The organism is Streptomyces sp. NPDC086549 (assembly GCF_044746205.1).
Classification (GTDB): Bacteria; Actinomycetota; Actinomycetes; order Streptomycetales; family Streptomycetaceae; genus Streptomyces.
In genome coordinates this window covers 710,981-734,556 of the sequence record NZ_JBIVBS010000003.1, presented here as the reverse complement: position 1 = coordinate 734,556, position 23,576 = coordinate 710,981, and the positions used below count along the sequence as shown (strand labels likewise).

The 23,576-nt window shown below is 71.4% G+C and carries 25 protein-coding genes; 8 read left to right on the top strand and 17 right to left on the bottom strand.

The features are described from left to right. Positions 1-23 precede the first annotated feature (23 nt). The 9 genes from hpnD to ACIPSA_RS14215 form a co-directional block, all read right to left on the bottom strand. Entirely contained in the window at positions 24-977 is a 954-nt protein-coding gene (gene hpnD, locus ACIPSA_RS14255; protein ID WP_402633465.1) for a presqualene diphosphate synthase HpnD, read from the bottom strand. Then, a complete protein-coding gene (gene hpnC / locus ACIPSA_RS14250; RefSeq protein WP_402633790.1) occupies positions 974-1,861 on the bottom strand; it encodes a squalene synthase HpnC in 888 nt (295 codons plus the stop codon). The genes hpnD and hpnC overlap by 4 nt, the downstream gene beginning before the upstream one ends. Positions 1,862-2,248: 387 nt before the next feature. Then, a complete protein-coding gene (locus ACIPSA_RS14245) occupies positions 2,249-3,058 on the bottom strand; it encodes an ABC transporter ATP-binding protein (protein ID WP_402633462.1) in 810 nt (269 codons plus the stop codon). Further along, positions 3,051-3,980, bottom strand: coding sequence for an ABC transporter permease (locus ACIPSA_RS14240; RefSeq protein WP_402633460.1), 930 nt, complete (start codon positions 3,978-3,980; stop codon positions 3,051-3,053). Before ACIPSA_RS14240 ends, ACIPSA_RS14245 begins: the two co-directional genes overlap by 8 nt. A gap of 77 nt (positions 3,981-4,057) precedes the next feature. Next, complete coding sequence (locus tag ACIPSA_RS14235; protein WP_402633457.1) at positions 4,058-4,942, bottom strand: glycosyltransferase family 2 protein; 885 nt, start codon at positions 4,940-4,942, stop codon at positions 4,058-4,060. Continuing rightward, positions 4,939-5,718 carry a CDP-alcohol phosphatidyltransferase family protein gene (locus ACIPSA_RS14230; protein WP_402633455.1) on the bottom strand — a complete coding sequence of 260 codons (780 nt, stop codon included), beginning with the start codon at positions 5,716-5,718 and terminating at the stop codon, positions 4,939-4,941. Before ACIPSA_RS14230 ends, ACIPSA_RS14235 begins: the two co-directional genes overlap by 4 nt. Next, on the bottom strand, positions 5,696-6,757 hold the full coding sequence (locus tag ACIPSA_RS14225; protein WP_402633452.1) for an iron-containing alcohol dehydrogenase family protein: 1,062 nt from the start codon (positions 6,755-6,757) through the stop codon (positions 5,696-5,698). The genes ACIPSA_RS14230 and ACIPSA_RS14225 overlap by 23 nt, the downstream gene beginning before the upstream one ends. Next, a complete protein-coding gene (locus tag ACIPSA_RS14220) occupies positions 6,745-7,497 on the bottom strand; it encodes a sugar phosphate nucleotidyltransferase (protein ID WP_402633449.1) in 753 nt (250 codons plus the stop codon). The genes ACIPSA_RS14225 and ACIPSA_RS14220 overlap by 13 nt, the downstream gene beginning before the upstream one ends. Then, complete coding sequence (locus tag ACIPSA_RS14215) at positions 7,494-9,281, bottom strand: DUF5941 domain-containing protein (RefSeq protein ID WP_402633446.1); 1,788 nt, start codon at positions 9,279-9,281, stop codon at positions 7,494-7,496. Before ACIPSA_RS14215 ends, ACIPSA_RS14220 begins: the two co-directional genes overlap by 4 nt. Before the next feature lie 290 nt (positions 9,282-9,571). Here ACIPSA_RS14215 and galE point away from each other — a divergent pair, with 290 nt between their 5' ends. From galE to idi, 3 genes are all read left to right on the top strand, one after another. Beyond that, a complete protein-coding gene (gene galE / locus ACIPSA_RS14210) occupies positions 9,572-10,543 on the top strand; it encodes a UDP-glucose 4-epimerase GalE (protein WP_402633444.1) in 972 nt (323 codons plus the stop codon). Positions 10,544-10,677: 134 nt separating this feature from the next. Further along, on the top strand, positions 10,678-11,619 hold the full coding sequence (locus tag ACIPSA_RS14205) for a cation diffusion facilitator family transporter (protein WP_402633441.1): 942 nt from the start codon (positions 10,678-10,680) through the stop codon (positions 11,617-11,619). A gap of 214 nt (positions 11,620-11,833) precedes the next feature. Then, entirely contained in the window at positions 11,834-12,427 is a 594-nt protein-coding gene (gene idi / locus ACIPSA_RS14200) for an isopentenyl-diphosphate Delta-isomerase (RefSeq protein ID WP_402633439.1), read from the top strand. Positions 12,428-12,433: 6 nt separating this feature from the next. Here idi and ACIPSA_RS14195 read toward each other — a convergent pair whose 3' ends face one another. Then, entirely contained in the window at positions 12,434-12,928 is a 495-nt protein-coding gene (locus tag ACIPSA_RS14195; protein ID WP_402633788.1) for an ATP-binding protein, read from the bottom strand. Positions 12,929-13,174: 246 nt separating this feature from the next. Here ACIPSA_RS14195 and ACIPSA_RS14190 point away from each other — a divergent pair, with 246 nt between their 5' ends. Continuing rightward, positions 13,175-13,924 carry an enoyl-CoA hydratase/isomerase family protein gene (locus tag ACIPSA_RS14190; protein ID WP_402633437.1) on the top strand — a complete coding sequence of 250 codons (750 nt, stop codon included), beginning with the start codon at positions 13,175-13,177 and terminating at the stop codon, positions 13,922-13,924. Here ACIPSA_RS14190 and ACIPSA_RS14185 read toward each other — a convergent pair. Together ACIPSA_RS14185 and ACIPSA_RS14180 are read right to left on the bottom strand one after the other, a co-directional pair. Further along, entirely contained in the window at positions 13,911-14,546 is a 636-nt protein-coding gene (locus ACIPSA_RS14185) for a DJ-1/PfpI family protein (RefSeq protein WP_402633434.1), read from the bottom strand. The genes ACIPSA_RS14190 and ACIPSA_RS14185 overlap by 14 nt on opposite strands. A 46-nt stretch (positions 14,547-14,592) precedes the next feature. Next, complete coding sequence (locus ACIPSA_RS14180) at positions 14,593-15,552, bottom strand: GlxA family transcriptional regulator (RefSeq protein ID WP_402633432.1); 960 nt, start codon at positions 15,550-15,552, stop codon at positions 14,593-14,595. A gap of 158 nt (positions 15,553-15,710) precedes the next feature. On the opposite strand from ACIPSA_RS14180, the gene ACIPSA_RS14175 reads away from it, so the two are divergent. Beyond that, positions 15,711-18,140: a Tex family protein gene (locus ACIPSA_RS14175; protein ID WP_402633429.1), complete on the top strand. Its 2,430-nt coding sequence runs from the start codon at positions 15,711-15,713 to the stop codon at positions 18,138-18,140. Between the two features lie 86 nt (positions 18,141-18,226). Then, complete coding sequence (locus ACIPSA_RS14170) at positions 18,227-18,814, top strand: DinB family protein (protein WP_402633427.1); 588 nt, start codon at positions 18,227-18,229, stop codon at positions 18,812-18,814. Between the two features lie 6 nt (positions 18,815-18,820). Here the strand turns inward: ACIPSA_RS14170 and ACIPSA_RS14165 are convergent, their stop codons facing one another. From ACIPSA_RS14165 to ACIPSA_RS14155, 3 genes are read right to left on the bottom strand one after another with little or no spacing between them, the layout of a single operon-like run. Next, positions 18,821-19,285, bottom strand: coding sequence for an SRPBCC family protein (locus ACIPSA_RS14165; protein WP_402633424.1), 465 nt, complete (start codon positions 19,283-19,285; stop codon positions 18,821-18,823). A gap of 43 nt (positions 19,286-19,328) precedes the next feature. Beyond that, positions 19,329-19,904 (bottom strand): TIGR03086 family metal-binding protein, encoded by a 576-nt coding sequence (locus tag ACIPSA_RS14160; protein WP_402633421.1) that lies wholly within the window; start codon positions 19,902-19,904, stop codon positions 19,329-19,331. 38 nt (positions 19,905-19,942) lie between these two features. Next, positions 19,943-20,365: an SRPBCC domain-containing protein gene (locus ACIPSA_RS14155; protein WP_402633418.1), complete on the bottom strand. Its 423-nt coding sequence runs from the start codon at positions 20,363-20,365 to the stop codon at positions 19,943-19,945. 106 nt (positions 20,366-20,471) lie between these two features. Between ACIPSA_RS14155 and ACIPSA_RS14150 the strand changes: the two genes are divergently transcribed. Continuing rightward, positions 20,472-20,795 (top strand): ArsR/SmtB family transcription factor, encoded by a 324-nt coding sequence (locus ACIPSA_RS14150; protein WP_402633415.1) that lies wholly within the window; start codon positions 20,472-20,474, stop codon positions 20,793-20,795. Next, positions 20,792-21,229, top strand: a complete 438-nt coding sequence (locus ACIPSA_RS14145) for an SRPBCC domain-containing protein (RefSeq protein WP_402633412.1) — start codon at positions 20,792-20,794, stop codon at positions 21,227-21,229. Before ACIPSA_RS14150 ends, ACIPSA_RS14145 begins: the two co-directional genes overlap by 4 nt. 110 nt (positions 21,230-21,339) lie before the next feature. Here ACIPSA_RS14145 and ACIPSA_RS14140 read toward each other — a convergent pair whose 3' ends face one another. Both ACIPSA_RS14140 and ACIPSA_RS14135 read right to left on the bottom strand, forming a co-directional pair. After that, positions 21,340-21,837 carry a DUF1003 domain-containing protein gene (locus tag ACIPSA_RS14140; RefSeq protein ID WP_402633410.1) on the bottom strand — a complete coding sequence of 166 codons (498 nt, stop codon included), beginning with the start codon at positions 21,835-21,837 and terminating at the stop codon, positions 21,340-21,342. 86 nt (positions 21,838-21,923) lie between these two features. After that, entirely contained in the window at positions 21,924-23,564 is a 1,641-nt protein-coding gene (locus tag ACIPSA_RS14135) for an ABC-F family ATP-binding cassette domain-containing protein (protein ID WP_402633407.1), read from the bottom strand. Positions 23,565-23,576: the final 12 nt, after the last annotated feature.

The window sequence follows — 23,576 nt, the reverse complement described above, 5'->3', positions numbered from 1 at the left end:
GCCGTCCAGGCCCGCATCGCCCATCAGGCGCGCCTCCTGACGGTCCGCCGGGATCCGTGCCGGCGGGTGTCCAGTCCGGACAGGCCGCGCACGGCGACATAGGCCTTCTCCCGCCCCGGCAGTGAGACCCGGCCGCGCAGCACGGCCTCAGGGTCGCGTTCGATGCGGTCGAGCAGACGGCGGTAGATGCCGGCCATGGCGGCGACACAGGCGCCGCTGCGCCGGTCGAGCATGGGGAGCAGCCGGTAGCCCTCGGCGAAAAGGGCGCGGGCCCGTCGCACTTCGAAGTGCACGAGGCCCGCGAAGTCGGAGCCCTCCGGTGGTGTCGGCCCGTTGAACCCGGCCGAGCAGCCGAATTTCGCCAGGTCGTCGGCCGGCAGATAGGTGCGGCCGCCCTCGGCGTCCTCGCGGACGTCTCTGAGGATGTTGGTGAGCTGCAGGGCGAGGCCGAGCGTGTCGGCGTACTCGGGTGCGCGCTCGGCGCCGCGCGCGCCGGGTTCCGTGCCGAACACGCCGAGCGAGAGCCGCCCGATGGCGCCGGCCACACAGCGGCAGTAGACCTTCAGGTCGTCCCAGGTCTCGTAGGTCTCGCCGCGTACGTCCATGAGGACGCCGTCGATGAGTTCGTCCAGGCCGCCGAGCGGGATCGGAAAGGCCCGGCCGGCGTGCGCCAGGGCCACGGCGACCGGGTCGGTGTCGTCCTCGCCGACCTCGCCGTCGCGGACCCGGGCGAGCAGCGCCCGGGTGTCCTCCAGGCGCGCGACCTTGACCTCGCCCGCCAGCGCGCCGTCGCCGATGTCGTCGACGCGCCGAGAGAGGGCGTACAGCGCCGACATCGCACGGCGCTTGGGCGTCGGCAGCAGCCTGATGCCGTACGCGAAGTTACGGGCCTGCTGTCCGGTGACGGCCTCGCAGTAGCTGTAGGCGGCGAGTACCGGTGCGGACACGTGTTGTTCCGACTCCACGGTCCGGATCACCCCTCTCCTCGCAGAATCACGCCCACCTCACGCAGCAGCTGGATCTTGCCGGGCTTGGGCGGGCCGGGAAGTACGTCGTATTCGGCGGCGGCGATCGCGTGGATCGCCGCCCTTCCCCCCGCCACGAACCCTGCGAGCAGCAGCCTCAACCTGCCGTGGACGCTACCCACCAGAGGGGCGCCTTCATTCAGGAGATCGCGGGCGCGTTGTGCTTCGTACGCAACCAGTGCGCGCACCGGTGCGCTCGCGGTTTTCGTGGCGAGATCCGCCTCCTGGACCTGAAAGCGCTTCATGTCCTCGGCGGGCAGATAGATCCGGTCGCGGCCGAGGTCCTCGGCGACGTCCTGGAGGTGTTCGACGATCTGGAGGGCCGTGCAGATCGAGTCGGAGTGGCGGATCCGCTCGGGGGTCGAGGTGCCGGTGACGGAGAGGACGAGGCGGCCGACGGGGTTGGCGGACAGCTCGCAGTAGGCGAGAAGGTCGCCGTAGGTCTCGTACCGCTTGACGAGCTGGTCCTGGCGGTTGGCGGCGATCAGGCCGAGGAAGGGCTCGGGGGTCAGCGAGCGGCGGCGGACGACCGGCTGGAGGCTGCGCAGGATCGGGTGGCGCGGAGTGGAGTCGAACACGCGGTGCAGATCCGCCTCGAAGGCGTCGAGGAGGCGCAGACGGTCCCCGGCCTCCTCGGGCGACACGCCGAGCAGACGGGCGTCGGCACCGCCGGGCGCCAGGTCGCCGTCGCCGATGTCGTCGACGAGGCGCGCGTAGCCGTACACGGCCATCAGATCGTCACGCCAGGCCCTGGGCAGGAAGAACGGGGCCACGGGGAAGTTCTCGTCCGCGGCCTTGTCGAGGGTGCCGCGCGCGGGATCCCCGGTGCGCGGCATGTCGGTTGCCGTCACCGTGGACTGCCCGTGGCGGGGACGGCACATGCTGCGTTGAGCTGGGGAGTTTCCGTAGCCATTGCCGTCACATCTCCCGTTCTACACTGCCGACCCGATACTCACTATTTCGGACACGCCGCCCGCCCGTCCGTGGGGCGCCCCGGGCGGTGGGTGTGGCGTATTATCGCCCCACTTGCCGCTTTCGGGGACCGGTACAGCTTACGTTGTACAGCGGAGCGAGGTCTGTCGGGGTGTCCTGCACATCACAACAACACACCGATTGGCGTCAAGATTCCTGAGCCCAGGCCGAGTTGACGTTTCCTTTGCAGACGCAGGGCCCCGCCGGAAAGGTTCCGGCGGGGCCCTGAACGAACCCGGCGGGGCAGACCCCTACTTGCCCGTGAACTTCTCGTACTCCTTGAGCACCTCGTCCGTCGGGCCGTCCATGCGCAACTCGCCGCGCTCCAGCCACAGAACGCGGTTACAGGTGTCACGGATGGACTTGTTGTTGTGACTGACCAGAAACACGGTGCCGGCTTCCTTGCGCAGTTCCCGGATGCGTTCCTCGGAGCGCTTCTGGAATTTGCGGTCGCCGGTCGCCAGGGCCTCGTCGATCATGAGGACGTCGTGGTCCTTGGCGGCGGCGATGGAAAAGCGGAGACGGGCCGCCATACCGGAGGAATAGGTGCGCATCGGCAGGGTGATGAAGTCGCCCTTCTCGTTGATGCCGGAGAAGTCGACGATGTCCTGATACCGCTCCTTGATCTCCTCACGGGACATGCCCATGGCGAGCCCGCCCAATATGACGTTCCGCTCACCGGTGAGATCGTTCATCAGGGCCGCGTTGACGCCGAGCAGGGAGGGCTGGCCGTCGGTGTAGACCTTGCCCTGCTCGGCGGGCAGCAGACCGGCGATGGCCCGCAGCAGCGTGGACTTGCCGGAGCCGTTGGAGCCGATCAGGCCGATGGCCTCGCCGCGATAGGCGACGAAGGAGACGCCCCGCACGGCGTGCACCTTGCGCACACCCCGCGCCTCGTCGTTCTTGCCTCGCCCGAGGATGCGGCTGAGGGCCGCGGTGGCGCTGCCCTTGCCGGTCTTGGCGCCGTTGACGCGGTAGACGATGTGCAGGTCGTCCGCGATGACAGTGGGACGCGGATCGTGGTTCTGCCCGGTGCTCCGCTCGGTGTTCTGCTCAGCCACGGCCGTACCTCTCCTCCGCCTTCCAGAAGTACACGAAGCCGCCGACGGCGAACAGCGCGGCCCAGCCGCCCGCGACCGCCCAGACGTGGTCGGGGAGGTTCTCGCCGCCGTATCCCTCGATCAGCGCGAAGCGCATCAGGTCCATGAAGATCGCGGCCGGGTTCCACTGCAGGACGTTCGCCAGCCACTGGGGCTGGTCCGCCAGGAAGACCGGGATGGAGAACATCACGCCGGACATGTACATCCAGGTGCGCATCACGAACGGCATCAGCTGCGCCAGGTCCGGGGTCTTCGAGCCCGCCCGCGCCATGATCAGCGCGAGACCGGTGTTGAAGAGGAACTGCAGCGCCAGGATCGGCACGATCAGCAGCCAGGACAGGTCCGGGTAGCTGCCGAAGCCGATGGCGACGACGAACAGCACGAGCATCGAGAACAGCAGCTGCTGGAGCTGCTGGAGCGCGAAGGAGATGGGCAGCGAGGCGCGCGGGAAGTGCAGGGCGCGGACCAGGCCGAGATTGCCGGAGATCGCGCGGACGCCGGCCATGACCGAACTCTGCGTGAAGGTGAAGACGAAGACGCCCGTGACCAGGAACGGGATGTACACATCGTGCGACATGCCCCGGCTCGCCTTGAGGATCAGGCCGAAGATGAAGTAGTACACGGCCGCGTTCAGCAGCGGCGTGGCCACCTGCCAGAGCTGGCCGAGCTTGGCCTGGCTGTACTGGGCGGTCAGCTTCGCCTGGGAGAAGGCGAGGATGAAGTGCCGCCGGCCCCACAGCTGACGGACGTACTCGACGAGCGAGGGCCGGGCACCGCTCACCGCGAGCCCGTACCGGGCGGCGAGCTGGGTCGCCGTCAGTCCCTCGTCGGGCGACGGAGCCGCGCTCACCGCGACGCCGCCGTCATGCGTTGTCTCACTCACGGGGGGAAACTTTCGTCTTCGAGTTCGTCTTCGAGGCCGCCTCGCGTTCGCTGCGCGACGCCTCACGGTCGAGCTTGTCAGATGACAGGGGGCCGGCCCAGCCGGGTCAGCCGCCACACCGTACGCCACTTCATCGGCCTGCGGGGACCGCACGCGGTGGCCCATCCCTCCCTGAACCCGCCGAACCAGGCCTTCAGGGCCGGGCGCGAGGGGCGGCGCAGCAGGGTGAGCAGCAGCCAGACCCCGAGATAGACGGGGACCAGGAGGGCGGGGAGGTTGCGGCGGGCCAGCCAGACACGGTTGCGGGCGACCATGCGGTGGTAGACCGCGTGCCGGGACGGCGCGGTCGTGGGGTGGAACAGCACCATGTCGGACCGGTAGTCGATCATCCAGCCGGCGTCGAGGGCCCGCCATGCCAGGTCGGTCTCCTCGTGCGCGTAGAAGAACTCGTCCGGCAGACCGCCGACTTCGGCGAAGACCTTGGTACGGACGGCGTTGGCACCGCCGAGGAAGGTGGTCACCCGGGAGGAGCGCATGGGGTCGGAGGCGCGCAGCCGCGGGACGTGCCGGCGCTGGGTGACGCCGGTGTCCGGGTCGGCGATGCGGAAGCTGATGATGCCGAGCTCCGGGTCGGCGGCGAAGGCCTGGCGGCACAGCTCGGCGGTGTCGTGGTGGGCGAGCAGGCCGTCGTCGTCGAGGAAGAGCAATATGTCGACGTCGCGGCCGCCGGGGCCGAAGGCCTCCGTGCCGACGTTGCGGCCGCCGGGGATGCCCAGGTTCTCGGGCAGTTCCAGCGTCCGTACGCCCTCGGGGACGTCCGGGACGGGCGAGCCGTTGCCGACGACGACCACGGAGACCGGGGCGCCGTCCTGCTTGGCGACCGAGTCGAGCAGGGCACGGAGTTCGTCGGGGCGGTTGCCCATGGTGATGATCACCGCGCCGACCTTCAGTGCGGCGCTCATCGCAGCCTGCTCGAGGCCAGGATGGACACCAGGTGCAGCACGGTCTGCAGGAGCGCGATGCCGGCCAGCACCGCGACGCCGAGCCGGGTGAAGAAGAGGTCGCCGCGGATCTGGTCCACGATCGCCAGGACCAGGATCAGCAGGGACGCCTCGATGCCGAGCACCAGGCGGTGGAACTTCAGCGCGGCGGCGGCCCTGCGGGCCAGTGCCATGCCGGAGGAGCGGGGCTCGGACGCCGACTCCTTGACCGGCGGCAGTCCGCCCTGGTGGCGGGCGACGCCGACGAGGTCGGTCTCCGCCTTGATCAGGATCGCGCCGAGGGCGGCGAGCGTGCCGAGGAAGGCCCACAGCCAGTCGATGCGGCCGCTGCCCCACAGGTCGGCGGCGCGCAGGCCGAAGCCGACGAGCACGGCGGCGTCGGTCAGATAGGCGCCGACCCGGTCCAGGTAGACCCCGCCGAGCGAGAACTGCTGCTTCCAGCGCGCGACCTCGCCGTCGACGCAGTCCAGCAGCAGGTACAGCTGGACGCACACCACGCCGAGCACGGCGCCCCAGATCCCTGGCACCAGCAGGGCCGGGGCCGCGAGGACACCGAAGAGGGTCATCAGATACGTGAGCTGGTTGGGCGTGACCCTGGTGTTCACCAGGTAGCGGTCGACCCGCAGGGACACCTCGCGCATATAGAGGCGTCCCATCCAGTGCTCACCGCTGCGCCGGTCCTTCACCCCCGCGGGGTGGACGACCGGGCGGAGTTCAGCTACCGATGGCCTTGACATAGTCCGCGTAGAAGTCCTTGATCTGGTGGGTCTTGAGGTCGAGGTGTTCGAGGATCGTGTAGCGGCCGGGCCGGGTCTCCGGAGCGAACTCCACGACCCGGACGAACTCGTCCACGGTGAAGCCGATCTCCTCCGGCAGCACGGGCAGTCCGTGCCGGCGCAGGACCTCGGCCATGTACGCCGCCTCCTCGTGGGCTCCGCGCAGGTACATCGCGAAGGCCGCCCCCAGGCCGCACTGCTCGCCGTGGCTCGCGGCGCGCTTGGGGAAGAGCAGGTCGAAGGCGTGGTTGATCTCGTGGCAGGAGCCGGAGGCGGGGCGGGAGTCGCCGGAGATCGACATCGCGATACCGGTGAGGACCAGCGCCTCGGCGAGCACCTGGAGGAAGCCGTTGTCGCCGACGCCGCCGGGGTGCCGGAGCACCGACTCGCCGGCCTGGCGGGCCATCGCGGCGGCGAGGCCGTCGATCTTCTCGCCGGTGACGCGGTGGGACAGCTCCCAGTCCGCGATCGAGTTGATGTTGGAGATCGCGTCGCCGATGCCGGCGCGGACGAACCGCACCGGCGCCTCGCGGATGACGTCCAGGTCGATCACGACCCCGATCGGGTTGGGCACGCCGTAGGAACCGCGGCCCGCGTCGTTGTCGAGGGTGGCGACCGGTGAGCACAGGCCGTCGTGCGCGAGGTTCGTCGGCACGGCGACCAGGGGCAGGCCGACCCGCGCCGCGGCGAACTTCGCGCAGTCGATGATCTTGCCGCCGCCGAGGCCGACGACCGCGTCGAAGTGACCGGCTCTTATGTCCCCGGCCAGTGTGACGGCGTCGTCGAGCGTGCCGCCGCCGACCTCGTACCAGGTGGCGCCGGGCAGGCTGGGCGCCAGTCGCTCGCGCAGCCGCACGCCCGAACCGCCGCTGACGGCGATGGCGAGCCTGCCCGAGTGGGAGATGCGCTCGTCGGCGAGTACGCCGACCAGATCGTCGAGGGCACCCGGGCGGATGTCCACGACGACCGGCGACGGGATGAGCCGGGTCAGTACTGGCACGCGATCTCCCGTCCCCTGGCGAGATCGTCGTGGTTGTCGATCTCGACCCACCGGACGTCGCCGATCGGCGCGACGTCGATCCGGAAGCCGCGGTTGACGAGCTCCTGGTAGCCGTGCTCGTAGAACTGCTGCGGGTCGGTCTCCCACACGGTCTTGAGCGCGTCGGCCAGCTCGGGGGCCGCGTCGCCCTCGATGAGGGTGACGCCGATGTACTCGCCGGTCGCCTCGACGGGGTCCATCAGCTTGGTGATCCTCGTCATGCCCTTCTCGGGGTCGACGACGACCTTCATCTCCTCGTCGGCCAGGTTCTTCACCGTGTCCAGGGCGAGGATGATCTTCTTGCCGTCACCGCGGGCGGCGAGCAGCGTCCGCTCGACGGAGACCGGGTGGACGGTGTCGCCGTTGGCGAGGATCACACCGTCCTTGAGGGCGTCACGGCCGCACCACAGGGAGTAGGCGTTGTTCCACTCCTCGGCCTTGTCGTTGTCGATGAGGGTGAGCTTGAGCCCGTACTTCTGCTCCAGGGCCGCCTTGCGCTCGTACACGGCCTCCTTGCGGTAGCCGACGATGATCGCGACCTCGGTCAGGCCGATCTCGGCGAAGTTGCCGAGTGTGAGGTCGAGCACCGTGATCGACTCTTCTATGCCCGCGGGGCCCACCGGCACCAGAGCCTTGGGAAGGCTGTCGGTGTAGGGGCGAAGACGCCGTCCGGCGCCGGCCGCCAGCACGAGGCCGATCATGCGGGTTCTCCTTCATCGTGTACGGCGGGCGCCCCGGAGGACACCCAGAAGCGGATGCTCTCGACGAGCACCACCAGGGCGACGGCCACGGCGAGGACCGTGAGCGCGACCTTGAACTGCACAGCGGTGAGCAGCGCGGCCAGGACCGTGACGAGCAGCGTCCGCCCCTCCTGCCCGCCGATCGCGCGCACCAGCCAGGCCGGCGGCGCACCGGCGTTGCCGCGGATGCGGTACACCGTGTCGTAGTGATGGTAGGCGACGGCGGCCACCAGGCCGAAAGCCGCCGGAAGCGCTCCGTTCACCTCGGCTTTGGCGGCGAGCACCAGGACGGTGCCGTATTCGGCGGCGCGGAAGAGCGGGGGGACGAGCCAGTCGAGGGCGCCCTTGAGGGGGCGGGCGAGCGCCTGGCCGGAGGCCAGGGCGTAGGCGAAAGCACCCGCGACCGGCGCCCAGGTCACGCCGGAGAAGAGGGACACGGCGAGGATGGCCGCGCCGCCGAGCGCCACCAGGAAGGGGGAGCCGAGCGGGGCGCGCATGGTCCGCGCCACGAATCCGGCGAGCGGGCCGTTGTCGGCGAGATCCGCCAGCGCCTGTGCCGCCCGGTCCGTGCGCTTCGCCTTGCGCGTCAGCGACCGCAGCACCCGCCCGGCCGTGGTGTACGTCGCAGCGAAGGCGCAGCCCGCGAGCAGCGCGTAGAAGGTGATCCGCGGGGTCGTGACCGCGGTCAGGATCGCTATCATCGCCCACCGTTCGCCGATGGGCAGGACTATCATCCGGCGCACCCAGACCGTCCAGCCGACGCTGTCGAGTTTGTCGGAGAGGGCGGCGGTGGGGCTGGTGTTGGCGGTGGCGTCGTGGTTGGCCTCGTTGAAGGAGAAGTCCACCACGTGCCGGCAGGTCTGCAGGACCATCGCGCCGAGGGCGAGGGCCCACACGTCGTCGCCTCCGCGGGCCGCGCCGAGGGCGAGGCCCGCGTAGTAGGCGTACTCCTTGGCCCGGTCGAAGGTGGCGTCCAGCCAGGCGCCGAGCGTCGAGTACTGGAGCGAGTAGCGGGCGAGCTGTCCGTCGGTGCAGTCCAGGACGAACGAGCAGATCAGCAGGATGCCCGCCGCGACGAATCCCACACGGGTGCCGGTGGCCGCGCAGCCCGCCGCGATCAGGGCGGTGAGCAGGGAGGCGGTGGTGACCTGGTTGGGGGTGAGGCCCCGGCGGGCGCACCAGCGGGCGATGTAGCGCGAGTACGGGCTGATGAAGAAGGTGGTGAAGAAGCCGTCGCGCGCCTTCACGGCCGACTTCAGGCGGATGGCCTCGTCGTCGACGGCGTCCACGGCCTGGCGTGCCTCGTTGCGGGCCTGCGGGTCGGTAGGGACGCTCGCGACCAGGCTGCCCAGCTCGGGGCGGTGCACTTCGGCGCCCTCGGCGTCCAGGGCGGTGACGACGCGGTCGGCGAGGCTGTCCACGGCGAGCGCCGTGCCGCCGCCCTCCGACGTCTCCCGCGCGACCGCCCGGGCCAGGGCCTGGCGGCCGGCCGGCTGCGCGGTCACGGCGCCGGTGACCGCGGCGAGCGGGAAGCGGGGGTCGGTCAGGCCGAGGCGCAGTGCGTGCGGGTGGCCGACGAAGCGGGCGTCGACGACGGCGACGCGCTGGTCGCCGGGGACGGCCGCGAGGAGGGTCTCGGTGCCGGAGGCGTCGGACGCCACCCGCACCTCGAAGCCGAGGGACCGCAGATCGCTTTCGAGCGACGATCCGGGGACCGGCTGACCGGTGACGATTGCGGTCGACAACCGAACTCACTCCCTGGGTGCCGACGCGTCCGCGCCGGTCGTCTGCGTGATGGATGCGCCGCTTGTCCGTGACAGCCGGGCGGCATGTCGGCAGAGGCTATCCGATGACCGGAAGCCCGTGTTCACCGCCCGTTCACGGGTCGGTCGACGCGGCCTCCACCGGCCTTTGCCGCGATCATCATCGGTGATCGGGGGTCCGCCCCACAAACCGTGCCCGCGCACCCCGCCCCCGGACCGGGCATCCGGGACATCGGGGGTGGCCGCCGGGCCTCGGCATAGGGTGGGCGACCATGACTTGGCTGATCACCGGCGGGGCCGGATACATCGGGGCGCATGTGGCGCGGGCCATGGCCGACGCCGGGGAGCGCGTCGTGGCGCTGGACGACCTGTCGGCCGGGGTGCCCGAGCGGCTCCCGGCACAGGTGCCGCTCGTCACGGGCTCCACGATGGACGCGGAGCTGCTCAAGCGGGTCCTCGCCGAGCACGGCGTGACCGGTGTGGTGCATCTGGCGGCGCGCAAGCAGGTCGCCGAGTCGGTGGCGCAGCCCATGCGCTACTACCGGGAGAACGTGGGCGGCCTGGCCACGCTCCTGGAGGCGGCGGCCGGTGCCGGGGTCGAGCGGTTCCTGTTCTCCTCGTCGGCGGCCGTGTACGGCAACCCGGATGTGGACCTCATCACGGAGGACACCCCGTGCGCTCCGGTGAACCCGTACGGCGAGACCAAGCTCGCCGGGGAGTGGCTGGTGCGGGCGGCGGGACAGGCGCACGGCATGGCGACCGTGTGCCTGCGCTACTTCAACGTGGCGGGCGCGGCCGCGCCGCTGCTGGCCGACACGGGCGTGTTCAACATCGTCCCGATGGTCTTCGACCGGCTCACCCGCGACGAGGCCCCGCGGATCTTCGGCGACGACTATCCGACACCGGACGGCACCTGCATCCGCGACTACATCCATGTCGCCGACCTCGCCGAGGCGCACCTCGCGGCGGCCCGGCGGCTCGCCGAGGGCGGCCCGGCCGGTGACCTGACGGTGAACATCGGACGCGGCGAGGGCGTTTCGGTCCGCGAACTGATCACGGTCATCGGTGAGGTGACCGGCGACCGGCGGACGCCCCTCGTCGAGGGCCGTCGCCCCGGGGACGCCCCGCGCGCGGTCGCCTCGGCGGCGCGGGCCGCCGGGGAACTGGGCTGGCGGGCCCGGCGCGGGGTGCGGGAGATGGTGGAGTCGGCCTGGCAGGGCTGGCGGCTGCACCACCCCGAGTGAAGTGAGGGTGCCCTGACCTGCGGTTCGTTTCCGCAGGTCAAGGCACATGACAACGGTGTTCAGTGCCGCGTTGCCGGATACCCCCCACCCGTAGTTCACTGTGAGCTCGAGCGCACCACAGGAGGGCGGTTGCCATGGGGGCCGGTCACGATCACGGGCACACGCACACGCACGCGCCGCCCACGGGTACGGCGGCGGCGGCGTACCGCGGCACACTGCGCGTCGCGCTGTCGATCACGCTCGTCGTCATGGTGGTCGAGATCGTCGGCGGTGTACTCGCCGATTCGCTCGCGCTGATCGCGGACGCCGCACACATGGCCACGGACGCGCTCGGCCTGGGCATGGCCCTGCTCGCCATCCACTTCGCCAACCTGCCGCCGAGCACGAACCGCACCTTCGGCTACGCGCGCGCCGAGATCCTGGCCGCCCTCGCCAACTGCCTGCTGCTGCTAGGCGTCGGCGGTTACGTCCTGTACGAGGCGGTCCAGAGGTTCTTCACGCCCGCCGCCACCGAGGGCGGACTGATGATCGTGTTCGGCGCAATCGGTCTGGTCGCGAACATGATCTCGCTCACGCTGCTCATGCGCGGCCAGAAAGAGAGCCTGAACGTACGCGGCGCGTTCCTTGAGGTGGCCGCGGACGCGCTGGGCTCGCTGGCCGTGATCGTCTCGGCGGCCGTGATCCTGACCACCGGCTGGCAGGCCGCCGACCCGATCGCCTCGCTCCTCATCGGTGTGATGATCGTCCCGCGCACGGTGAAGCTGCTGCGCGAGACCCTCGACGTGCTGCTGGAAGCGGCCCCCAAGGACGTCGACATGGCCGAGGTACGGGCCCACATCCTGGCGCTGGACGGTGTGGAGGACGTCCATGACCTGCACGCCTGGACGATCACCTCCGGTATGCCGGTGCTGTCCGTGCACGTGGTCGTGAGCTCGGACGTGCTGAACGCCATAGGCCACGAGAAGATGCTGCACGAGCTGCAGGGCTGCCTGGGCCACCACTTCGACGTGGAGCACTGCACCTTCCAGCTGGAGCCGGGCGGGCACGCGGAGCACGAAGCGCGGCTGTGCCACTGACGGCACCGCGCCGCACGTCGTCGCGACCGCGACACAGCGGTCCGGCCGCCCCTGGCGTCCTGGTGTTCGAAGCCTCCGGACGGTTCTCTGCCGCACCCGCCGGGCACGATCCTCTACCGGGTCCGCCTTCCGGCGTGGCCCGTGCCGGGAAGTGCCGGTAGCGCCGGATTCGTACGGCAGACTTGGGGTGCCAAGACCGAGGCGAAGGATGGGTATGCCGATCACACCTGCCACCGCGACGCACAGCTCGTCGAACGGCACCGCGGACGAGATTTTGCTGGAACTGGTCGACGAGAAGGGTGTGACGATCGGCACGGCGGAGAAGCTCGCCGCCCATCAGCCGCCGGGACAGCTGCACCGCGCGTTCTCGGTGTTCCTCTTCGACGAGCGCGGGCGGCTGCTTCTGCAGCAGCGGGCGCTCGGCAAGTACCACTCCCCCGGTGTGTGGTCCAACACCTGCTGCGGCCACCCCTACCCCGGCGAGGCCCCCTTCGCGGCGGCGGCCCGGCGGACGTACGAGGAGCTCGGCGTCTCCCCGTCGCTGCTCGCCGAGGCGGGCACGGTCCGCTACAACCACCCGGACCCGGCCTCGGGCCTGGTCGAACAGGAGTACAACCACCTGTTCGTCGGCCTGGTGCAGGCCCCGCCGGCGCCGGACCCGGAGGAGGTCGGCGCGACCGCCTTCGTGACGCCGGCCGAGCTCGCGGAGCGGCACGCCAGGGACACCTTCTCGTCCTGGTTCATGACCGTCCTGGACGCGGCCCGCCCGGCGGTCAGGGAGCTGACGGGCCCGTCCGCGGGCTGGTGATCTCCCTCACGGCAGCCGCACGGGTTTGAGCGGCAGGGCGGCCCAGATCACCTTGCCGCCGCTCGCCGTGTGCTCCACGTCGACCACGCCGCCCGCTTCCCAGGCCACCTCCCGGACCAGGAGCAGCCCACGGCCACCGGTCTGGCCGTGGTCGGCCTCCAGGGCGGTCGGGCGGTAGGGATGGTTGTCCTCCACCGACACCCGCACCCACTCGGCCCCGACGGCCACCTCCACGGCGAGCATCGGCGACAGCAGCGCCGCGTGCTTGACCGCGTTGGTGACCAGTTCGGAGACGATCAGCAACAGCCCGTGGACCAGATCGTCCGAGACCGGAACGCCCTGGCGCAGCAGCAGGTCCCGCACGGCATGCCGGGCCTGCGGGACCGAGGCGTCGACAGCGGCGGCGGTGAACCGCCACACTCCTTCGTACGGCAGCGGGTCCGGCGCCTGCTGGTCGCCCCCCTGTGGGCGCGAGTCGTACCCGCGCCCGTGGTTCTCCATCGTCCGGTCGCCACCCTTGCGCTCGATTGTCACCACACGACGAGTGTTGATAACGACCGGCTCCGCCCCGGATGTCTGACAAGAAGTCAGCTGGTATCGAGCGGTTCTGACCGTTGGCGTATGACATGGTCAGTTGTTGGGACTGCTCCTGTCCCGCTCGCGCCACCTTCGCGAACTATTCGGGTTGTACGGGTATGACGGGTTCCCCGCAGATCACGCCGTGGGCGGGGCGGATAGCATCCGGGCATGGAGCCCCAGCTGCTGCACACGGTGACCGGCTCGGTCGCCACCGTCGTCGTCCACCACCCGGCCAAGCGCAACGCCATGACGGCCGAGATGTGGCGTTCGCTGCCGCCGCTGCTCGACGCGCTGGCCGCCGATCCCGCCGTACGGGCGCTGGTGCTCACCGGCGAGGGCGGGACGTTCTGCGCCGGGGCCGACATCTCGACGCTGCGGGGCTCGCCGGAGGAGGCGCAGCGGCTCGCCGTGGCGGCGGAGGAGGCCCTCGCGGCGTTCCCCGGGCCGACCCTGGCGGCGATCCGCGGTCACTGCGTGGGCGGCGGGTCCCAGCTCGCGGCGGCCTGCGATCTGCGCTTCGCCGAGGAGGGGTCCCTGTTCGGGGTGACCCCGGCGAACCTCGGCATCGTGTATCCGGCGTCCTCCACCCGCCGGCTGGTCTCGCTGGTGGGCCCGGCCGCCGCCAAGTACCTTCTCTTCTCCGGCGAGTTGATCGACGCGGGGCGGGCGCTGCGCACGGGTCTGGTCGACGAGGTGCTGCCGGAGGGCGAACTCGGCAAGCGGGTCGCGGAGTTCACCCGGATCCTGGTCTCCCGCTCGCAGCTGACCCAGGCCGCGGCGAAGGAGTTCGCGAACGGGCGCACCGACCGGGACGCCCACTGGACGGAGCAGGCACGCGGCAGCGACGACACCGCGGAGGGGGTCGCCGCGTTCCTGGAGCGCAGGCAGCCGCGGTTCACCTGGACTACTTCAGGATGAAGCGGCTCCGCTCGCGCAGCAGGCCGACGATGTGCTCGGGCGCCTTGCCCGGGGAACCCGCCTCGTAGGGCGGCTGCGGATCGTACTCGGTGCCCAGTTGCACGGCCTGGGCGAACTCGTCGCCCGCGATCCGGCCGACCAGCGTGAGACCCATGTCGATGCCGGAGGAGACACCGGCCGCGGTGACGTACTTGCCGTCGAAGACGACCCGTTCGCCGGTCGGTTCCGCGCCGAACTGCCGGAGCTGTTCGAGGGCCAGCCAGTGCGAGGTCGCGCGGCGGCCCTCCAGGAGTCCGGCGGCGGCGAGCAGCAGGGAGCCGGTGCACACGGACGTCGTCCATGTGCTGGTGGCGTCGACGGCGCGCAGCCAGTCCAGGAGGGGCGTGTGCTCCATCAGGGCGCTCTGGCCCGGGCCGCCGGACACCACCACGATGTCGGGGCTCGGCACCTCGGCCAGGGACTTGTCGGCGGTGACGGCGAGAAATCCGGTCTCCGTGCGGACGGGTCCGGTCTCCTCGGCGACGAAGACCGTCTCCGTGTCCGGGAGACGGGAGAGCATCTCGTACGGGCCGACGACGTCGAGGGCGGTGAAACGGTCGTAGACGACGATGGCGATCTGCATGTCTTCCCCTTCGGTGGATGGTCGCAGGACGGTTCGGGCCGGAGGTTCAGCGGACGGAGGCGGGACGGAACCGGCGGCGGTACTCGGCCGGTGCGGTCCCGAGTGCTCTGACGAACGCGCGCCGCATGGCCTCGGGGGTGCCGTAGCCGCTGGCGCGGGAGATCTCCTCGATGCCGTCGGCCGTGTCCTCCAGGAGCCGGCGGGCGTGTTCGAGGCGGACGAGGTCGACGTAGCGGCCGGGGGTCGTGCCGGTCTCGGCCTGGAAGGACCGGGCGAAGTGACGGGGCGAGAGCCGGGCGCGGGCGGCGAGCGACTCGACGCTCAGGTCGCCGTCCGGATGCTCGCTGATCCACTGCTGGACATCGCGCAGCGGTTCGCGCCGGGCGGTCTGCGCGGCGAGCTGGGCGCTGAACTGGGCCTGGTTCCCGGGCCTGCGCAGGAAGACCACGAGGTGGCGGGCGACGGCGAGGGCGGTGTCCCGGCCCAGGTCCTCCTCGACCAGGGCGAGGGCGAGGTCGATGCCGGAGGTGACGCCGGCCGAGGTGGCCACGTGTCCGTCGCGTACGTAGATGGGGTCGGGGTCGACCTCGACGGCGGGGTGGTCCCGGGCGAGCCTGTCGCAGTACGCCCAGTGGGTGGTGGCGCGGCGGCCGTCCAGCAGACCGGCGGCGGCGAGCAGGATCGCCCCGGTGCACACGGAGACCAGCCGCTCGGCACGCGGTCCGTGCCCACGCAGCCAGTCGGTCAGCCGCGGGTCGCGACGGCGGGTGCCCTGCCCGCCGGGGACGAGCAGCGTGTGCGGGTCGGACGCGTCCGCCAGCGCCAGGTCCGGTACGAGGGTGAGCCCGCTGGAGCTGCGGACGGGGCCGCCGTCCAGGGAGGCCGTACGGAGGCGGTAGCTGCCCGGGGTGTGCTGCTCGGCGCCCGCAAAGACCTCCAGCGGGCCGGTGACGTCGAGGCTCTGAACACCGTCGAACAGGACGACGAGAACGGTTCGTTGCGCCATGAGTTCGATTCTTGGCGGAACCGCGGAGGGCCGCAATGACGGGTTCCCCACCTTTTCTGCCACGACGGTCCGGCGACGTGCGGGCGCCCTGATCCACAGTTGTCGGTCCGGCCTGCCACAATTGCCGCGCAACCTCAGTGGAGAAGGCGGTACGGGACGTGACGACACCCGGGTCCCTCGGAGCAGGGTCCATCGAAGGCAGGATCGCCGAGGAGCTCGGCGTACGGGAGCGGCAGGTCAAGGCTGCCGTGGAGCTGCTCGACGGCGGTTCGACGGTGCCCTTCATCGCCCGCTACCGCAAGGAAGCGACCGAGATGCTCGACGACGCGCAGCTGCGCACGCTCGAGGAGCGGCTGCGCTATCTGCGGGAGCTGGAGGAGCGGCGGACGGCGATCCTGGAGTCGGTGCGCGAGCAGGGCAAGCTCACCGAGGAGCTGGAGGCACAGATCCGGGGCGCCGAGACCAAGGCGCGCCTGGAGGACGTCTACCTGCCGTACAAGCCGAAGCGGCGGACGAAGGCGCAGATCGCGCGCGAGGCGGGCCTGGAGCCGCTGGCCGAGGGCCTGCTCGGGGACCCGGCGGTCGAGCCGCTCGCCGCTGCCGCCGCCTTCGTGGACGCCGGCAAGGGTGTCGCCGATCCGCAGGCCGCCCTGGACGGCGCGCGGGCGATCCTCACCGAGCGCTTCTCGGAGGACGCCGACCTGATCGGCGAGCTGCGCGAGCGCATGTGGGTGCGCGGCCGGCTGGCCGCGAAGGTGCGGGAGGGCAAGGAGGAGGCGGGCGCCAAGTTCGCCGACTACTTCGACTTCGCCGAGCCGTTCACCGAGCTGCCCTCGCACCGGATCCTCGCCATGCTGCGCGGCGAGAAGGAGGAGGTCCTGGACCTCGTCCTGGAGCCGGAGGAGCCGACAGAGTCTTCCGCGGCCCCCTCGGCAAAGTCCTCGTACGAGGGAATCGTGGCGAACCGCTTCGGGATCGCCGACCGCGGCCGCCCGGCCGACAAGTGGCTGGCGGACACGGTCCGCTGGGCCTGGCGCACCCGCGTCCTCGTGCACCTCGGCATCGACCTCAGGCTCCGGCTGCGCACGGCCGCCGAGGACGAGGCGGTCGACGTCTTCGCCGCGAACCTCCGTGACCTGCTGCTCGCCGCCCCGGCGGGCACGCGCGCGACGCTGGGCCTGGACCCGGGCTTCCGTACGGGCGTGAAGGTGGCCGTGGTCGACGCGACCGGCAAGGTCGTCGCCACCGACGTCATCTATCCGCACGTTCCGGCCAACAAGTGGGACGAGGCCCTGGCGAAGCTGGCCCGGCTGGCGAAGGAGCACGCGGTCGAGCTGGTCGCGATCGGCAACGGCACGGCGTCCCGGGAGACCGACAAGCTGGCCGGTGAGCTGATCACGAAGCACCCGGAGCTGAACCTCACCAAGGTGATGGTGTCCGAGGCGGGCGCCTCCGTGTACTCGGCCTCCGCGTTCGCCTCGCAGGAGCTGCCGGACATGGACGTGTCGCTGCGCGGCGCGGTCTCCATCGCGCGCCGGCTCCAGGACCCGCTGGCCGAGCTGGTGAAGATCGACCCGAAGTCGATCGGTGTCGGCCAGTACCAGCACGACCTGTCCGAGGTGAAGCTGTCGCGCTCGCTGGACGCGGTGGTGGAGGACTGTGTGAACGGCGTGGGCGTCGACGTGAACACGGCCTCCGCCCCGCTGCTCGCCCGGGTCTCCGGCATCACCTCGGGGCTGGCGGAGAACATCGTGTCCCACCGGGACGCCAACGGCCCGTTCACCTCGCGCTCGCAGCTGAAGAAGGTGGCGCGGCTGGGCCCGAAGGCGTACGAGCAGTGCGCGGGCTTCCTGCGGATCCGCGGCGGCGACGACCCGCTGGACTCCTCCAGCGTGCACCCGGAGGCGTACCCGGTCGTCCGGCGCATGGTGAAGACCTCCGGCCAGGAGGTGGCCTCCCTCATCGGCAACACGGGGGTGCTGCGCTCGCTGAAGCCGTCGCAGTTCGTGGACGACACGTTCGGTCTGCCGACCGTCACCGACATCCTGAAGGAGCTGGAGAAGCCGGGCCGTGACCCGCGTCCGGCCTTCAAGACGGCCACCTTCAAGGAGGGCGTGGAGAAGATCTCCGACCTGTCCTCCGGGATGGTGCTGGAGGGCGTCGTCACGAACGTGGCCGCCTTCGGCGCGTTCGTGGACGTCGGTGTCCACCAGGACGGCCTGGTCCACGTCTCCGCGATGTCGAAGACGTTCGTCAAGGATCCGCGTGACGTCGTGAAGCCGGGTGACATCGTCAAGGTGAAGGTCCTCGACGTGGACATCCCGCGCAAGCGGATCTCGCTGACGCTGCGGCTGGACGACGAGTCCGCCCCGCAGGAGCGGCAGCAGCGCGGCGGTGGCGGACGGCCGCCCCAGCAGCGGCAGGGCCAGCAGGGGCAGGGCCAGCAGCGGCAGGGTCAGCAGCGCGCGGGGCAGGGCCGTGGCGGAGACCGGGGCGGGCGCCAGGCTCCCCCGCCGCCCGCCAACAGCGCGATGGCGGACGCACTGCGGCGCGCGGGTCTGCTCGACCCGAAGAACGGGCGTCGCTGAGCCGCCGTGGGGGCCCGGAGCGTCCGGGCCCCCACCCGGTCGGTAAATCACATGAACAGAGATCGTCTGATCGGCAGACTGGTCCCATGACCGGACCGGATCCCAAGGCGGACCTTCAGGTGTATCTGCAGGACGCCCGTGACGTGCTGCTGTGGAAGCTGGACGGTCTGTCCGAGTACGACGTCCGGCGCCCCATGACCCCCACCGGCACGAACCTGCTCGGGCTGGTCAAGCATCTGGCGGGCGCCGAGGCGCTGTACTTCGGCGCAGCCTTCGGGCGGCCGTTCGCCGGGACGCCGCTGTGGTTCACCGGCGACGCCGAGCCGAACGCGGACCTGTGGGCACGGGCCGACGAGACGCGGGAGGACATCGTCGGCCTGTACCGGCGGGCCTGCGCGCACTCCGACGAGACGATCGAGTCGCTGCCCCTGGACGCGCTCGGCCGTATACCGGGCGCGCGGAACGAGACGACACTCCACCGGTCCCTGACCCACATGACCGCCGAGACCCAGCGGCACGCCGGACACGCCGACATCGTCCGCGAACTCCTCGACGGCGCCGTGGGCCAGCGGCCCGACGGCACCAACATGGCCCCCGGCGACGCGGCCGCGTGGGCGGAGCACCGGGACCGGGTGGAGCGGGCGGCGAAGGCGGCCGCTGGACAGGGCCGATAGCCCTGGTCAGGCGGGCGCGCCCGGCGGCCGGTCCGCCAGCCTGCGTTCCAGATCCCGCAGATCCTTGGCGATGGACGAGCGGACCTTTCTCGCCATGACGGGAGCGGCCAGGCGGTACAGCGCGCCGGCGTCGCCCCGGACCCGGATACGGGCCAGGGTGCCCCGCGGGTGCGCGTCGAAGGTGTACGTGACGTGCATGGGCACCGGGCCCGCGACGGACACCATGTCCAGCAGCCCCGGCGGGTCGTACGCGGCCACCCGCAGCACATAGTCGATGCGCCTGCCCAGGAAGTACGCGGTACGGGTGACCTCGGCACCGACGCCGAAGCCGCCCGTGGCCGCGTCCCTGGTCAGTTCCGCGGTGCGGATGCCCTGGGTCCACTCGGGGTCGTGGCGCCAGTCCATGGCGTACGCGGCCACGCGCACCGGCGGCAGCCCGATGACCCGCTCCGCCGTCTCGTCGATCGTCATGCGGATCTCCCGGTCCTGCCTCGGAACACCACCCGCGACGCGGTCAGCCGTGCCATCCAGGATTCCGGCCGCTGGCCCCGAGCGCCCGCTGGAAGGCGGGAGCGTCGGCCGGCACGGACACGGCCGGGCCGTATCCGCCATTGCCCCGCGCCTGGTCGGCGATCTGCTCGACCACGCCCAGCGCGATCCGTGCGGTCTCCTCGCTGACGGCGAAGGACTGGCCGGTGGCGCGTGCCAGGTCCCAGCCGTGCAGGGCCAGTTCGTGCAGGGTGATGGATGCGGCGAAGGCGGCCGGCAGCTCCCCCGGCCCGAATTCGGCGGTGCCTTCGTACGCCGCCGGGTCGGACCAGGCCCGAGCGGCCCGGTCCGCGGAGTCGGCCAGCGCGCCCGGCGAGACGGCCGGTACGGTGCCGCCCGGCCGGGGCTGTGCCTCCTTGCGGGCGGCGCGCGCGGCGGAGTCCAGGGTCGCGCCGAGGTGGTCGAGGAGCTCGGCGACGGTGAACTTCTCGCACGGGGTGCGGTCCACGAGCTGCTCCTCGCGGATGCCGGAGGCGGTCGCGGCGACCGCCGCGGCGCATTCGCGGATGGCGGGGTCGAGCGTGCTGTGCTGGGTGTTCATGGGTTCTCTCCCTCGGTTCCGATGGGGCGTGGTGGCGGTCAGCGCGTGAAGAACGGCGCGGGCTCGCCGGTCTCGGCATAGCTCTTGAGCTGCACGAACTTCGTCGCCCAGCCGTAGGTGAAGTCGCGGTACGCGTCGTCCACGGCCGGGAAGCCGCTGTGCGTGAAGCGCAGGGTCACACCGCCCTCGGGGCGGGTGAGGATCTCGTAGGTCTGCTCGGTGCCGGTCCAGGGGCCGTTCTCGCCCACGAGGACGAGCCGCTTGCCGGGCTCCGCCTCGGTGACGCTGAGCCGCCACGGCTCGGGCACACCGGGAAAGCCCAGCTCGTGCAGGCTCCCCACGCCCTCGCCCGCAGTGGCGGTCGTGGTGAACCAGCCGTGGATCCCGTCGGCCGTGGAGACCGCCGTGTACACGGTGTCGGCGTCGGCCTCGATGGCCAGCTGCATAGCGATGTCAGGCATGTCATGTGCTCCTTCGGGGGCCTCGCCGTGAAGCCCGTCGTTTTAGTCAACACTAAAATGACTCGCGGCGGCATGGCAAATTCAAGTGGCGACTAAAATGACTGTCATGGATGCGGTACGGGTGGTCGCCGAGCCCAGGCGGCGCGAGATCCTGCGGCTGGTGTGGGATGCGGAGCTGTCCGCGGGCGAGATCGCCGAGCGGTTCGACGTCACCTTCGGGGCGGTCTCCCAGCACCTCAAGGTGCTCAGGGACTCCGGCCTGGTTACGCTGCGCCAGGAGGGCAAGAAGCGCTTCTACCGGGCCGACCGCGAAGCCCTCGGCCCGCTGGCCACGTATCTGCAGTCCATGTGGGCAGCCAAGCTGGACACGCTCGCCGAGCTGGCGGAGGCGGCGGAGCGGGCCGGGCGATCCGAAGGGACGGACTCGTGAGCGACGACACGGTCACCGTGGAGCGGCGCATCGCCGCCCGCCCCGAGACGGTGTTCTCCTTCTTCACCGACCGGGAGAAGTGGCTGTCCTGGATGGGCGCCGACGGCGAGTTCGCCTTCGAGCCGGGCGGTGCCTATCGCACGCGGGTCACCGGGGAGAACGTCGCGCAGGGCCGCTTCGTGGAGATCGACCCGCCCAAGCGGCTGGTGTTCACCTGGGGCTGGGCCGAGGGCGGGATGCCCGTGCCGCCCGGCTCCTCGACGGTCGAGATCACGCTGGCGCCGGTGCCCGGGGGCACCCTCCTGCGGCTGGTCCACCGGGACCTGCCCTCCCCGGAGGCGTGTGCCGCGCACGAGGAGGGCTGGACGCACTACACCGACCGGCTCGCCGTCGTGGCGGCGGGCGGCGACCCCGGTCCCGACGCCTGGATGTGAACCGGCGTCACACGTACCGTTCCCAGAGACTGAGCGGCAGTGTGTCCTGTTGCCTCCGGGGCCACCGGTGCCGCCAGGAACGCGGCTGCTCTGCCGGGAACGCGGCGCCGTCACTCCGGGGACCGGCCGGAGCCCTTCATCCGGGCGCGGTTCTCCGCGAGGAGTTCCTGCACACTGCGCTCGACCTCCCCGGGGTCGACTCCCAGGGCGCGGCCCATGTGGATCGACCACACCTCCGAGCGCACGTTGGTCTCGAAGTCCAGGTCGGCGCGCACGTTCTCGCGGGCGGCCTGGCGGTTCTGGCTCACCATCACGAAGGTGGACAGGAAGATCGCCTCCAGGCTGACGATCATGGTGAGCAGTCCGAAGGGGAAGGGATCCCAGACCGCCTCCTGGCCGAACGCGCCCTCGTTGCACAGGATCCAGACCGTGAACCACAGGCCGTGCAGATAGACGAACAGCATGGTCCCGGCGAAGGCGGTGATCGCGTCCGCGATCTTGTCCTCGGTCCCGCGCAGCTGCGCGAGCACGTCCTGCTCGCGCAGCAGACGCAGAGCCGGACCACCCGGACGGCCCGGACGACCCGGACCGCTCGCCGCACCGCTCATGGCCACTCCCCGACCGACCGCTCACGTGGAACAGCCGTGAGCCTACGCGGCGGGCGGGTCCGATCCGCGGTGCGGCACGGGTCCGGTCAGCGCTCCGTGACCTTGCCCGCCGCGACCTCCAGTCGGCGGGTCACCCGAACCGCGTCCAGCATCCGCCGGTCGTGGGTGACCAGGAGCAGCGTGCCCTCGTAGGAGTCGAGGGCCGACTCCAGCTGTTCGATGGCAGGCAGGTCGAGGTGGTTGGTCGGCTCGTCGAGGACGAGGAGGTTGACGCCCCGGCCCTGGAGCAGCGCCAGGGCGGCACGGGTGCGTTCGCCCGGGGAGAGGGTCGCGGCCGGGCGCAGCACGTGGTCCGCCTTCAGGCCGAACTTGGCGAGCAGGGTGCGGACCTCGACCGGCTCCGTGTCCGGGACGGCCGCGCTGAAGGCGTCCAGCAGCGCCTCCGGCCCGTGGAACAGCTTGCGGGCCTGGTCGACCTCGCCGACCAGGACGCCCGAGCCGAGGGCGGCGTGCCCGGCGTCCAGCGGGACGCGGCCGAGGAGCGCGCCCAGCAGGGTGGACTTGCCCGCGCCGTTGGCGCCGGTCACCGCGACCCGGTCCGCCCAGTCGATCTGCAGCGACACCGGTCCGAGGGTGAAGTCCGCGCGCCGTACCTCCGCGTCGCGCAGGGTGGCGACCACCGCGCCGGAGCGCGGGGCGGCCGCGATCTCCATACGCAGTTCCCACTCCTTGCGCGGCTCCTCGACGACCTCCAGGCGTTCGATCATGCGCTGGGTCTGGCGGGCCTTGGCGGCCTGCTTCTCGCTGGCCTCGCTGCGGAACTTGCGGCCGATCTTGTCGTTGTCGTTGCCGGCCTTGCGCCGGGCGTTCTTCACGCCCTTGTCCATCCAGGCGTGCTGCATCTGCGCCCGGTCCTGGAGGGCCGCCCTCTTGTCCGCGTACTCGTCGTAGTCCTCCCGGGCGTGCCGGCGGGCCACGTCCCGTTCCTCCAGGTAGGCCTCGTAGCCGCCGCCGTAGAGGTTGATCTGCCGCTGGGCGAGGTCGAGTTCGAGGACCTTGGTGACCGTGCGGGTGAGGAACTCGCGGTCGTGGCTGACGACGACCGTGCCCGCGCGCAGGCCGGTCACGAAGCGTTCGAGGCGTTCCAGGCCGTCCAGGTCGAGGTCGTTGGTGGGCTCGTCGAGGAGGAAGACGTCGTAGCGGGAGAGCAGGAGGGAGGCGAGGCCGGCGCGGGCCGCCTGGCCGCCGGACAGGGACGTCATCGGCTGGTCCAGGTCCACGGCCAGGCCCAGCGAGTCGGTGACCTCCTCCGCCCGCTCCTCCAGGTCGGCGCCGCCGAGGTCGAGCCAGCGCTCCAGGCTCGTGGCGTACGCGTCGTCGGCTCCGGGCGCCCCGTCGACCAGTGCCTGCGTCGCCTCGTCCATCACCCGCTGCGCCTCGGCGACGCCGGTGCGGCGGGCGAGGAACTCCCGCACGGTCTCGCCGGGCCGCCGCTCCGGCTCCTGGGGCAGGTGGCCGACGGACGCGGTGGGCGGGGACAGGCGCAGTTCGCCGTGCTCGGGCGCGAGCAGCCCGGCGAGCATTCTGAGGAGCGTGGACTTGCCCGCGCCGTTGGCGCCGACCAGCCCGATCACGTCCCCGGGCGCCACGACGAGGTCGAGGCCGGAGAAGAGCGAGCGGTCGCCGTGGCCGGCGGCGAGGTTCTTGGCGACGAGAGTGGCAGTCATCAGACCGCCGAT